We start from the raw sequence: 11,712 nt of genomic DNA, 5'->3' as shown, positions 1-11,712 counted from the left end.
GTACCGGGAGGGGAGGCTGAAGGCGTTCGACGAGGGAGGGCGCAAGGTGTACGATACGATAGCCGGCCGCAGGAGGCGGCTGGGGCTGGCCGCCTAGGCCGTCCGGAAAAACGTCCGCACCCCCCAAGAACCGGCTCCGCTCTTTCCAAAAACCCCGCATTACCCCCTCCTTCCCGGTTTCCACGCGCCAGAGAAAAGAGGTCGAACTTCCATGTGCGCAATCAAAATGAAGCGCTCCTCGCACCTCCGTCGACATGAGGAACCGTCTTTCCTCCTTGACCCTGGAGTCCACAAGACAACGCCAGATCAGCGCGAGACGCCGAACGCATCGTGCTGGACGGCCCTGCCGCCCAGACAAGAACGGCGCAGCCCGAGCAGCTTGCAACCATCCGTTGCTACGGATGGCAGACCGTTCATGGCCGCAACGAACCCCGTACCGCATGCCCCCTCCGATGGCAGAAATTCACCGAAATCGGAAGACATCGCGGATATCCTTCCCCACGATGCGCGCGAAACCCCTGTTCGACGACAACTCCCGGATAAGCAGAGCGCCAAAAACCCGTCTACAGGACTCGCAATCTGCCGACTTCGGTGAATTTTCGCCACCGCAACGCCTTCTGCGCTTCCGTCAGCCCCCCTCATCCCGACTCGAAGCCTCCGTCGAATGCGCAATGCGAGCGAAACAATGCGGATAGACGGCCAACACAACCGGATGGAGGCAAAAAGAAAGGAGCCCGGAGGCTCCCTTCTTCACATCGTTCAGCTGAAAGCTACTCGGCGGCGGCTTCCGTGTAGTTGCGGGTCACGGAGGAGTCCACCTTCACGCCCGGGCCCATCGTGGAGGACACGGTCACGGACTTCACGTACTTGCCCTTGGCGGCCGCCGGCTTCATACGCAGAATCTCGTCGTACACGGCACCGTAGTTCTCGGCCAGCTGCTCGGCGGTGAAGCTCACCTTGCCGAGGATGACGTGCGCGATGCCGTAACGGTCGGCGCGGTACTCCACACGACCGCCCTTGAGCTCCGTGATGGCCTTCGCCACATCGTTGGTGACGGTGCCCAGCTTCGGGTTCGGCATAAGGCCGCGCGGACCGAGGATCTTGCCGAGGCGACCCACCTTGCCCATCTGGTCGGGCGTGGCCACGGCGGCATCGAAGTTGAACTCGCCCGCCTGGATCTGAGCGGTCAGCTCGTCGGTGCCCACGATGTCGGCGCCGGCCTCCTCGGCGGCGCGAGCGGCCTCGCCCTCGGCGAACACGGCCACGCGGACGGTCTTGCCCGAGCCGTTCGGCAGGCTCACGGTGCCGCGCAGCTGCTGGTCGGCCTGACGGGTGTCGATGCCCAGACGGAAGTCGACGCTCACCGTCTCGTCGAACTTGGCGAACGCCACCTCCTTCACGAGCGCGAGCGCCTCGAGCGGCGCACGAACGCCCTCGCCCACCTTCTCGGCAGCGGCACGGTAGTTCTTGGGAAGCTTCGTCATGATGATTCCTTTCGTGGTTCGTAGCGAACGCGCGTGGCGTTCTTCCACTTCTCTATCGTAAGACGGCTGCTGGCCTCGGCAGCCGATCTCGCGCATGGTCAATAGGCGCTAGTCCTCGAGCGTCTTGCCCTGGAGCATGGCCGCCACCTTCTTGGACGGCACGTACTTCTTCTTCATCTCGCGGCCCTCGATGCGCACGCCCATGGAGCGCGCCGTGCCCGCGATGATCTCCATGGCGGCCTCGATGGTGTTGGCGTTGAGGTCGGGCATCTTGATCTCGGCGATCTCGCGCAGCTGATCCTCGGTCAGCGTGCCGACGAACTGGAGCTGCGGAATGCCCGAACCGCCCTTGAGGCCCAGCTTCTCCTTGATGAGCACGGCCGCGGGCGGGGTCTTGCACACGAAGGTGAACGACTTGTCCTCGTACACCGTGATCTCGACGGGGATGATGGTGCCGGACTGATCCTGCGTCTGGGCGTTGAACGCCTGGCAGAACTGCATGATGTTGACGCCCTGAGCACCGAGCGCGGGGCCGACCGGCGGAGCCGGATTCGCGGCACCAGCCGGGATCTGAAGCTTTACAAAGCCGGTAACTTTCTTCTCAGCCATGTGAACTGTCCTTTCAGCTGATCGAACTCGATCACGTTACTGCATCTATCGAAAAACGGCGGGTTTCGCGTGAGAAGCCCCGGTCCACAGCGGGCACGCGAGCCGTTTGTTCTCACCTTGTCAGATCTTGGCCACCTGGTCGAACGACAGCTCGACGGGGGTCTCGCGACCGAAGATGGACACCATCACCTTCACCTTGCCGGCATCGGGCGACACCTCCGACACCACGCCGTCGAACTCGGCAAGCGGGCCGGACACCACCTTGATCGACTGGCCCACCTCAAGGCTCGAGGACACGACGCTCTTCTTGTCGCCCTTCGCCTTGCCGGTGCGGCCCATGATCTTGTTGTACTCCTCGCGCGTGAGCGGCGCGGGATTGCCGTCGGCGCCCACGAACCCGGTCACGCCCGGAGTGTTGCGCACAGCCGCCCAGCTGCGATCGTCAAGCTCCATGCGCACGAGCACATAGCCCGGGAACACCTTCTTCTCGCTCTCGACGCGACGGCCGCCTTCTTTGATCTCGGTGACCATCTCTGTCGGGATCTCGATGCCGAAGACGTTGTTCTCAAGGCCCATCGTCTCGATACGCGTTTCAAGATTCTTCTTGACCTTGTTCTCGTATCCCGAATACGTGTGCAGGACGTACCACTTCTTCGTCATGCTCAAGCCCCCTACCCGGCCAAACCGGAGATCGCGACCAAAAGCGGCGTGATGATGATGTTGTCGAGCACCGCCACGTACACGCCGAAGAACAGCAGCGCCGCCACCACGACCACGCTCCATCGAAGCACGTCCTGCTTCGTCGGCCACGTGACGCGCTTAAGCTCTGAGCGAACATCTTTGAGGAACCCGAAGCGACGCTTCTTGGGCTTCTTCGCAGCGGCCTTCTCGCTCTTCTTCTCGACGCTCTTCTGGGCTTTCGCCTGCTTGTCGTCGCTGGCGGACGCTTCGGTCTTCTCGGCTTTCTTGAAGAACTTCCTCTTGGGCGTCTCGGTCGCAGCGGCGCTGTCCTCGGCAGCCTTCTTCGCCTCGGCAGCGGCGGCTTCTTCTTGGCGTGCCTGCTCTTTGCGGGCGGCGCGCGCAGCAGAGGCCTTCGCTCGCTGTGTCTTTGATTTCTTCGCCATCTGATTTGATTCCTTAACCGGGGATTCCGTATCCGTCTAAACGCCAAACAAGCAGCCTGATTCCAAGCTGCTCATCCAAGCAACCTGAATGCAAGCTGCTCATGCTGTCGAGCTGGCAGGCCAGGAGGGACTCGAACCCCCAACATGCGGTTTTGGAGACCGCCGCTCTACCAATTGGAGCTACTGGCCTATGCTCGTTCAAACCTCCGACGCTCTATCGAGTCTCTTTGTGCACCGTGTGGCGCTGGCACCACTTGCAGTACTTCTTCAGCTCGATACGGTCAGGATTGTTCTGCTTGTTCTTCTTGGTCGTGTAATTACGGCGCTTGCACTCCGTACACGCCAAGGTGACCAACGTACGCATGAATTCTCCTTTAAGCTTTATCGAAAACAAGCTTTGATGGCATACACATGAATCTTCATGAGCGGGGCCCGCAGTGCTGCGGGCCCCGCACGATGCTGCAACGCGTGTTACTTGATGATCTTCGTCACGCGACCGGAGCCAACGGTGCGGCCACCCTCGCGGATAGCGAAGCGCAGACCCTCTTCCATGGCGATCGGGTGAATGAGCTCGCCCTTGATCTCCACGTTGTCGCCCGGCATGACCATCTCGGTGCCCTCGGGGAGATGGGCAACGCCCGTCACGTCCGTGGTGCGGAAGTAGAACTGCGGACGGTAGCCGTCGAAGAACGGCGTGTGGCGACCGCCCTCCTCCTTCGTGAGGATGTAGACCTGGCCCTCGAACTCGGTGTGCGGGGTCACGCTACCGGGCTTGCAGAGAACCTGGCCGCGCACGATCTCCTCGCGCTTGATGCCGCGGAGCAGGCAGCCGATGTTGTCGCCGGCCTGAGCCTCGTCGAGCAGCTTGCGGAACATCTCGATACCGGTGCACACCGTGTTCTGCGTCTCACGGATACCGACGATCTCGAGCGGATCGTTCACATGGAGCGTGCCGCGCTCCACACGGCCGGTGGCAACGGTGCCGCGGCCGGTGATGGTCATCGTGTCCTCAACGGCCATGAGGAACGGCTTGTCCACGTCGCGCTCCGGCGTCGGGATGTAGGAGTCGACCGCGTCCATGAGCTCCCAGATCTTGCCCTGCCACTCGGCGTCGCCCTCGAGGGCCTTGAGCGCCGAGCCGCGGATGATCGGGGTGTCGTCGCCGGGGAACTCGTAGCTGTCGAGCAGCTCGCGAACCTCCATCTCGACGAGCTCGAGGAGCTCCTCGTCGTCAACCATGTCGCACTTGTTGAGGAAGACGACGATGTAGGGCACGCCCACCTGACGGGCGAGCAGGATGTGCTCGCGGGTCTGGGCCATCGGGCCGTCGGTGGCGGCGATAACGAGGATGGCGCCGTCCATCTGAGCAGCACCCGTGATCATGTTCTTCACGTAGTCGGCGTGACCGGGGCAGTCCACGTGAGCGTAGTGGCGGGAATCCGTCTCGTACTCGATGTGGGCGATGGAGATCGTGATGCCGCGCTCGCGCTCCTCGGGAGCCTTGTCGATGTCCTCGAACGCCGTGAAGTCGGCGTGAGCGGTGCCGTGAGAGCCGTCGTTGCTGGACAGCGTCTTGGAGATGGCCGCCGTCAGCGTGGTCTTGCCGTGGTCAACGTGGCCGATGGTGCCGATGTTAACATGCGGCTTGGAACGCTCGAACTTCTCCTTAGCCATGTTTCATCCTCCTCTGATAGGATCGCTTCTCGCGAAACGAAAACAAAATAACGACGCGTCCGACAAAGCGGACGCGAATAGGTGCAATGGTAGCGGTGACTGGATTTGAACCAGTGACGCCACGGGTATGAACCGTGTGCTCTGACCAACTGAGCTACACCGCCAGATAGCAAAAAAATGGAGCCTGCGATCGGACTTGAACCGACGACCTCTTCCTTACCAAGGAAGTGCTCTACCGACTGAGCTACACAGGCAAGGATGGTGGGCGCGCTAGGATTCGAACCTAGGTAGGCAGAGCCAACGGGTTTACAGCCCGTCCCCTTTAACCACTCGGGCACACGCCCCTGTTTCGCTGCTCAATTCATGTGTATTTATCAAGCTGCCTCCCGCGCGCTTCGCAGGTTCCGAACGCGCGAGCAGGAGAATAATACGCTAGGCGCTTACGGCTGTCAACCGCCTACACGCCCCCGGGCGTGTCTTCATCACTTCTCCTTTTCTCGACCTGACGGCCCCATGATGGCCTCCTTGAGCGGGCGGTAGGCCGCCACGAGGTCGGCGAGGCGCATGCGGGCGTTCGCCGGACTGGTGGAGGGCAGCGACACGTGCGCCGCGTCGGGCAGCATGCCCGCACACAGGCGGCGATAGAGGGAGGCCGCCTTCGCACCTGTGGTGAACACGGCCTCGATGCGCGCCGCGTCGGCGATAAGGCGAAGATCGTTCGGCACGGCGCGGGAGATGCTCGCATCCGACGCGCCGACGATCTCGCAAGACGCGAGCACGTCCCACAGCGCGATGCCGTGCGCGAGCAGAAACGCCTTGCGAGTGTCCGTGCCGAGCGGTTCGGGCTCGTCGAAGAGCGCCCCGAGCACCTTCCAGAAACGGTTCTGAGGATGCCCGTAGTAGAACCCGCGGGCGCGCGAGGCCGGGGAGGGCATGGTTCCCAGCACGAGCACGCGCGAGCGCGCGTCGAACACGGGCGCGATCCGGTGGCTGACCACCTCCGGCTCCATGGCCTCGTCCTCCCCTTCCGTCCCCGCTACGCGCGGCTCGGCAGCTCGAGTGTCGCCTTGGCCAGCACGTGGCCGCGGATGGCGCGACGGAACTCGTTGAGGAAGTAGCCCTCGGCAAGGTCAAGCTCGCAGTCGAGCGCATACACGGCGAGGGTGTAGTCGTGGGTCGCATCAGGCGGGCACGGACCGGCGTAGCGGCGCACGATGCGCGGATCGGTGTGCGAGCCCGCCAAGGGCGACCAGTCGCTGTTCGACCCCTGCACGCAGGGCACCTCCCCCGACGCGCTCGCGTTCTCGGGGATGAGCCGCGCGTCGGCCGGGAAGTTGCATGCAAGCCAGTGTATCCAGCAGAATCCTCCCACGGGCACCGCGTCGAAGTCGACGAACGCGAGCGCGAGCGTGCGCGCGCCTTCGGGCACGTCCTCGATCTCGATGGGAAACGAGCGCACGGCATGGCCGTCGATCTGGTACTCGGCGGGAGCGTGCTTGCCGAAGCGGTCCGGCAGCATCCCGTCCTCAAGCTCCACCTTGATGCGCATAAGGCGCCTCCTTGCCCCTCGACGTCGCCGAAAACGAGGGGAGGGCCGAAGCCCTCCCTTTTCATGCGGATGGAACCTAGAACTGCAGCGCGTTGGTGAACTGCGACCACGACAGCGGGTCGGTGTCGCGCACGTACGCGCCTTGCGTAGGGGCATGCACGTAATGCGAGCCGCCGCTGTTGCACGCGATGCCCACGTGGCCGTAACGCCACAGCACGTCGCCCGGACGAGCCTCGGACACCGACACCACGCGGGCCGCGGCGGCGTACTGCGCCTCGCTCTGGTGCGGCACGTACTTGCCCACCTGGCGATATGCCCACGTGACGAGGCCGGAGCAGTCGAAGGAGTCGGGGCCTTCAGCACCCCATACGTACGGGCAGCCGATGCGACTCATGGCGTAGCCCACGACCGCGCTGTAATCGCCGACGGAGCCGCCGCTGTTGCTTGGATAGACCGGGCCAGGGCTCGGGCTGGGGGAAACCGGCCCGTTGCCACCGCCGTTGTTGTTGCCGTTGTTGTTCGCAGCCTGTTCGGCTTGACGCGCAGCCTCGGCAGCAGCGGCCTTCTCGGCGGCGGCAGCCGCAGCGGCGGCGGCCTGCTCCTGCTCGAGGAGCTCCTTGGCCTCGGCGTCGAGGGAGTTCATGAGCTCGGTCGCCTCGCTCACCTTGGCCTGGGCCTGCTCCTGGATGGCCTTGGCCTCCGCGGCCTTGTCCGCGGCGATCTGCTCTTGGCGCGCGTACTCGTCCTTGGACGCCTGAAGCTCCTCGCGCAGCGCCTTCGTCTCGTCGACCATGTCCGCGTCGTTCTCGTTCATCCGGTTGAGCAGACCCCAGTTCTGCGTGAACTCGGCGAACGACGTGGCGCCCAGGACGAAGTCGAGGAACGTGGAGGAGCCGGAGCGGTACATGTCGCGGGCGCGAACGGACAGCTTGTCCTGCAGGTCGGCGATCTGCTCGTTCGTCTCGTCGATCTTGACCTGCTCGGCCTCCATGGCCGCCTTCGCGGCGTCCCGCTCGTCGACCGCTTTGTAGTAGTTGTCGGTGGCAGCCTCGAGGTCGGCCTGCAGCCCGACGAGTTGGTTGCGCACCGCGTCGGCCTCTGCCTGCTTTTCGGCAGCCGTCTCCGCGAACGCAGAGGTGGGAGCCACCAGGGAAGCGACGCCGAGTGCGACGGCGCCGCCGAGAAACGCCCGTCTGTCGAGTGCGATGATATGCTCGCTCATGCAAGGTCCTCCTCGATTGAGCACGTGGTGCGTAGGGGGGCAAAATCTGATCCGCATGATAGCACGTTTGCACAGAGGCTCAAAAACTGTTGTGAACGCGTTCCATAACCCCAGTTCAAATTTGGCGATTTCATGACCCTCCGCACCTGAGGGAAACGGATGTTCCCGAAGCGAAACCCCTCGAACAGCACGGCGAAAACAGTGAAACCGCGACGGAAAAACGCCGTCGACGAGCGCGTTCGTTAACTTTATACTAAAGCAGGCACGCACGGTCGGAAAAGGAAGGAAGCACGATGCCCACGTACGCGGAGATGGGACCTGGGGAACTGGCGGCGCTCAAGAAGGAGCTGGAGCGGGCCTACGAAGAGATCAAGGCGCGCGGCCTTGCGCTCAACATGGCGCGCGGCAAGCCCGCGCAGGCGCAGCTCGACCTCAGCATGCCCCTGCTCAAGGCCGTGACCTCGGCAGAGGACTGCACGTCTGCCGACGGCACCGACTGCCGCAACTACGGCGTGGGGTTCGGCCTTCCCGAGGCCAAAAAGCTCATGGCCGCAATGCTCGATGACGAGCCCGACAACGTGATCGTGATGGGCAACTCGAGCCTCAACGCCATGCACGACGCCCTGATGCGCTGCTGGACGTTCGGCACGCTGGGCTCGATGCCGTGGGGCAAGCTGGACGCCGTGAAGTGGATCTGCCCCTCCCCCGGCTACGACCGCCATTTCGCCATGACCGAAGAGCTCGGCATCGAGATGATTCCCGTGCCGATGACCGACGAGGGCCCCGACATGGACGAGGTGGAGCGCATCGCCGCCTCCGACGCGTCCGTGAAGGGCATCTGGTGCGTGCCGAAGTACTCGAACCCCGACGGCGTCACGTACTCCGACGAGGTGGTGCGCCGTCTGGCCGCCATGGAGTGCGCCGCCGAGGACTTCCGCATCTTCTGGGACAACGCGTACTGCGCGCACCACCTGTTCGACGATGAGGCCGAGCAGGATCGGCTGCTCGACATCGCCTCCGCGTGCCGCGAGGCCGGCACCGAGGACCGCCCCTTCAAGTTCGCCTCCACCTCGAAGGTGACCTTCCCCGGCGCGGGCATCTCCGCGCTGGCCGCAAGCCCCGCCAACGTCGCCGAGGCCAAGCGGCGCATGGCCGTCCAGACCGTCGGCCACGACAAGCTCAACCAGCTGAGGCACGTGCGCTTCTTGCGCGACGCCGAGGGGCTGGCCGCGCACATGCGCAAGCACGCCGCCATCCTGCGGCCGAAGTTCGACCTGGTGAGCCGCAAGCTCGAAGAAGGGCTGTCCGACGTGGGAGGCTGCTTGTGGTCGAAGCCGCGCGGAGGCTACTTCGTGTCGTTTTTCGCCCCGCAGGGATGCGCGCGGCGCATCGTGGAGCTTGCGAAGGAGGCAGGCGTGGAGATGACGGGCGCAGGGGCGACGTACCCCTACGGGAAGGATCCGCGCGATGCGAACATCCGCATCGCCCCGACGCTGCCGCCGCTCGAGGAGCTTGACGAAGCCCTCGACGTGTTCGTTACCTGCGTGAAGCTGGCGTACGCCGAGAAGCTGCTGGGCTGAGGACGAGAAGGCGCGCCCGCGCTGCGAGGCAGGGACGACGTTTCGCCTCGCAGCAAGGCGAGGCGGGAGGGCGATCCGGGAAACGTGGCTCACCCCCGCCCCCGCCTCCCCATCGCGGCGCCACGCCGTCGCGCTCCGGGCGACCCGCGACGACACACCGCGAGCATCAAGCGGAACGGATGGATTCGAGGCAAAAAAGAAGCGGAGGGAAGGGGGAGTTCCCTCCGCTTGCGATGCGACGGACAGCCAGACGAGAGGAGAGCTTCCGCCGCCGGGTAGGCAAACGTTCCAGAAGCGATGGGTCGCGAACCTTGGGGCAGATCCTTTGCAGGTTCCTTCGCGGTTCCTTTCGCGAACTCTGCCGCAATTCCCTCCCCGCACAGGATGTGCCCTCGCGCCGCCCGGCCCGCACACCGGATGTTTCACGTGAAACATCTGTTCACTGCCGATGAACCTGCGGATCGACTATCGACTGATCCGAATCGCCATCTGCGAACCTCGCTTCTGATAGAAGTTATCATAAGCTAACTCCATCGTCGGGACAAGTAGAGTTAGCTTTAGCGTACAATTTCTTCATATCTCGTCCATTGCGGTCAAACCCGGCCCTGTCGGATCTTTTCTTTTTCCTCGATCTCCGAAACGGATTGAGACGGAACGGGCCCTGCAGGGTTGCTGGCCGACCCGCCCCGGATGGTTCTTCACCCCCGCCTTCCAAAAGGCCGCCCCTTTCTTTGCAAGGTCCTCCCCGATCCCGCGTTCTTCTATCGCTTTAGCACTGTACTGTGCTAAAGTATCGCCGACGTCGGACGGAGGCGTCGAAACGAACGGCAGCGCGCGGGGCGCGCACGGACGAAAGGGGCGCCATGTCGCCAGAGAAGGGGCCGGAGGGGCGCCTTGCGCTCAAGCGCGCGTTCGGACTGCGCGAAGCCATCACCATCACGGCGGGCACGGTCATCGGCGTGGGGCTGTTCACCACGGGCGGCGCCATCGTGGGCCAGATGGGCGCGAGCGTCGTCTTCGCCACGTTCATCGCGATGCTCGTCAGCGTCTACCCCGCCTTGCTCTACGCGGAGATGGGCGCGGCTCTGCCCTATGCGGGCGGCACGTATCGGTACGCGTCGCTGGGCCTGGGCCGTCCGTTCGGCTTTTTGGCGGGATGGAGCTTCGTCATCTCGCTCGTGGCGGTGACGAGCGGCGAGGCGCTCGCGTTCAGCTACTACTTCAAGACGGTGTTTCTGGCTTTCGGCGTGGAACTGCCCGTGGACGACGTCGCGCTTGCCTGCGCCGCGCTCGTCGCGTTCACGATCACGAACGTGCGCGGCGTGCAGATCACGGGCCGTCTGCAGAACGGGTTCATGTTCTTCTTCTGGGGATGCGCCCTCATCTGGTTTCTCACCATGATCCCCAACGTGTCGCTGCCGAACTTCGTCCAGACGCCCGACTTCCTGGCGGGCATGGGGCCGGGCGGGTTCATAGCGGCAGTCGCCATGATCTGGTGGTGCTTCGCCGGGTTCGAGACCTGCTGCGCCATGGGAGAGGAGATACGCTACCCGCACCTCACCATCCCGCGGGCGCTTATTCTCTCGCCGTTCATCATCTTCGCGGTGAACGCGCTGTTCCAGTGGTTCCTCGTGGGCATCGTGCCCCCGGAGGGCCTTGCGGCGCTGGCCGCGTCGTCGGCGCCTTACGCGGAGGCCATGACGTCGGCGGGCATCCTGGGGCTGCCGCTCGCGCTGCTGGCGGCGGGCATCGCGTTCGGCGGGGACTTCTCCACCATGAACGCCTCCATCGCCGTGCCGCCGCGCTACCTGTTCACGATGGCGCGCGACGGTGCCCTGCCGCGCGCGTTCGCGAAGCTGCATCCGCGCTTCCAAACCCCCTACGTGGCCATCGTCGCGCTCGGCCTCCTCTCGGTCGTGCTCGTGGCCACGGGATCGCTCGTCTACATATCCAACCTCAGTCTGTTCGCCGACCTGTTCTACTACGTCGTCGGCATCGTGTCGGCAGTGGGGCTGCGCCGGCGCATGCCCGACCTCGCGCGGCCCTTCAAGGTGCGCGGCCTCATGGTGGGCGCGCCTGTGAGCGCGGTTGTCTACTTGGTCATGATGACGCAGCTCGCACCCGAGGCCATCGTCACAGGCATCGCATGGTGCGCGGCGGGCTTGGCCGTGTTCGCCGTCTGCCGCCGGATGCACGGCGACGCGGACACGCCGAAGCCCGCCGCGGTGGCCACCGAGGAGCCGGCTGCAGACGAGCGCGCGCGGATGGACCGCGAGTTTCGCATCTGGGCCGCGGCGACGGGCGCCGCCGTCGTTGTGGCCCTGGCCCTCTACGCCGTCCCCCATCTGCTGTGAGGGCGTCGGGGCAAGGCGCGCAGAGAAACGTCGGGCGGGTAGTCTGCCGCACGCCGCCCGCGGCGGAGCCGTGCCGCGCAGCACGCGCCCGACTGCCGAAGGGCGCGCCGCACGCG

At 64.6% G+C, this 11,712-nt stretch carries 11 protein-coding genes and 4 tRNA genes; 2 read left to right on the top strand and 13 right to left on the bottom strand.

Annotated elements, in window-relative coordinates:
• Positions 1-770: 770 nt before the first annotated feature.
• The 13 genes from rplA to C2L80_RS11615 all read right to left on the bottom strand — a co-directional run bounded on the left by rplA (position 771) and on the right by C2L80_RS11615 (position 7,662).
• The gene (rplA, locus tag C2L80_RS11675) at positions 771-1,484 is read right to left on the bottom strand and encodes a 50S ribosomal protein L1 (protein WP_087198346.1); all 714 of its coding nucleotides are present in this window, start codon (positions 1,482-1,484) and stop codon (positions 771-773) included.
• A 108-nt stretch (positions 1,485-1,592) separates the two neighbouring features.
• Complete coding sequence (gene rplK / locus C2L80_RS11670) at positions 1,593-2,093, bottom strand: 50S ribosomal protein L11 (protein ID WP_087198344.1); 501 nt, start codon at positions 2,091-2,093, stop codon at positions 1,593-1,595.
• Positions 2,094-2,213: 120 nt separating this feature from the next.
• Entirely contained in the window at positions 2,214-2,753 is a 540-nt protein-coding gene (gene nusG / locus C2L80_RS11665; RefSeq protein ID WP_087198342.1) for a transcription termination/antitermination protein NusG, read from the bottom strand.
• An 11-nt stretch (positions 2,754-2,764) separates the two neighbouring features.
• Positions 2,765-3,217 carry a preprotein translocase subunit SecE gene (gene secE, locus C2L80_RS11660; RefSeq protein WP_092198993.1) on the bottom strand — a complete coding sequence of 151 codons (453 nt, stop codon included), beginning with the start codon at positions 3,215-3,217 and terminating at the stop codon, positions 2,765-2,767.
• A gap of 113 nt (positions 3,218-3,330) precedes the next feature.
• Positions 3,331-3,407: transfer RNA gene (locus C2L80_RS11655), tRNA-Trp, on the bottom strand.
• A 24-nt stretch (positions 3,408-3,431) separates the two neighbouring features.
• Complete coding sequence (gene rpmG, locus C2L80_RS11650) at positions 3,432-3,581, bottom strand: 50S ribosomal protein L33 (protein WP_087193895.1); 150 nt, start codon at positions 3,579-3,581, stop codon at positions 3,432-3,434.
• A gap of 107 nt (positions 3,582-3,688) precedes the next feature.
• On the bottom strand, positions 3,689-4,891 hold the full coding sequence (tuf, locus tag C2L80_RS11645; protein WP_087198338.1) for an elongation factor Tu: 1,203 nt from the start codon (positions 4,889-4,891) through the stop codon (positions 3,689-3,691).
• A gap of 87 nt (positions 4,892-4,978) precedes the next feature.
• Positions 4,979-5,055: transfer RNA gene (locus C2L80_RS11640), tRNA-Met, on the bottom strand.
• A 14-nt stretch (positions 5,056-5,069) separates the two neighbouring features.
• Positions 5,070-5,145 (bottom strand) — tRNA-Thr (locus C2L80_RS11635).
• A 5-nt stretch (positions 5,146-5,150) separates the two neighbouring features.
• Positions 5,151-5,235 (bottom strand) — tRNA-Tyr (locus tag C2L80_RS11630).
• Positions 5,236-5,373: 138 nt separating this feature from the next.
• Positions 5,374-5,901, bottom strand: a complete 528-nt coding sequence (locus tag C2L80_RS11625; RefSeq protein WP_087198336.1) for a DNA-deoxyinosine glycosylase — start codon at positions 5,899-5,901, stop codon at positions 5,374-5,376.
• A gap of 26 nt (positions 5,902-5,927) precedes the next feature.
• Entirely contained in the window at positions 5,928-6,440 is a 513-nt protein-coding gene (locus tag C2L80_RS11620; protein WP_087198334.1) for a YbhB/YbcL family Raf kinase inhibitor-like protein, read from the bottom strand.
• 76 nt (positions 6,441-6,516) lie between these two features.
• Positions 6,517-7,662, bottom strand: coding sequence for a C40 family peptidase (locus C2L80_RS11615; RefSeq protein ID WP_087198332.1), 1,146 nt, complete (start codon positions 7,660-7,662; stop codon positions 6,517-6,519).
• 293 nt (positions 7,663-7,955) lie between these two features.
• Here C2L80_RS11615 and C2L80_RS11610 point away from each other — a divergent pair, with 293 nt between their 5' ends.
• Both C2L80_RS11610 and C2L80_RS11605 read left to right on the top strand, forming a co-directional pair.
• Positions 7,956-9,242, top strand: coding sequence for an aspartate aminotransferase type Ic (locus C2L80_RS11610; protein WP_087198330.1), 1,287 nt, complete (start codon positions 7,956-7,958; stop codon positions 9,240-9,242).
• Positions 9,243-10,105: 863 nt separating this feature from the next.
• Positions 10,106-11,596 (top strand): APC family permease, encoded by a 1,491-nt coding sequence (locus C2L80_RS11605; protein ID WP_092198990.1) that lies wholly within the window; start codon positions 10,106-10,108, stop codon positions 11,594-11,596.
• Positions 11,597-11,712: the final 116 nt, after the last annotated feature.

The sequence above is a fragment of the Rubneribacter badeniensis genome (assembly GCF_002899695.1).
In the GTDB taxonomy this organism is placed as follows: domain Bacteria; phylum Actinomycetota; class Coriobacteriia; order Coriobacteriales; family Eggerthellaceae; genus Rubneribacter; species Rubneribacter badeniensis.
Note: the sequence above shows the minus strand (reverse complement) of the source record. Positions and strands in the feature narration are given on the sequence as shown.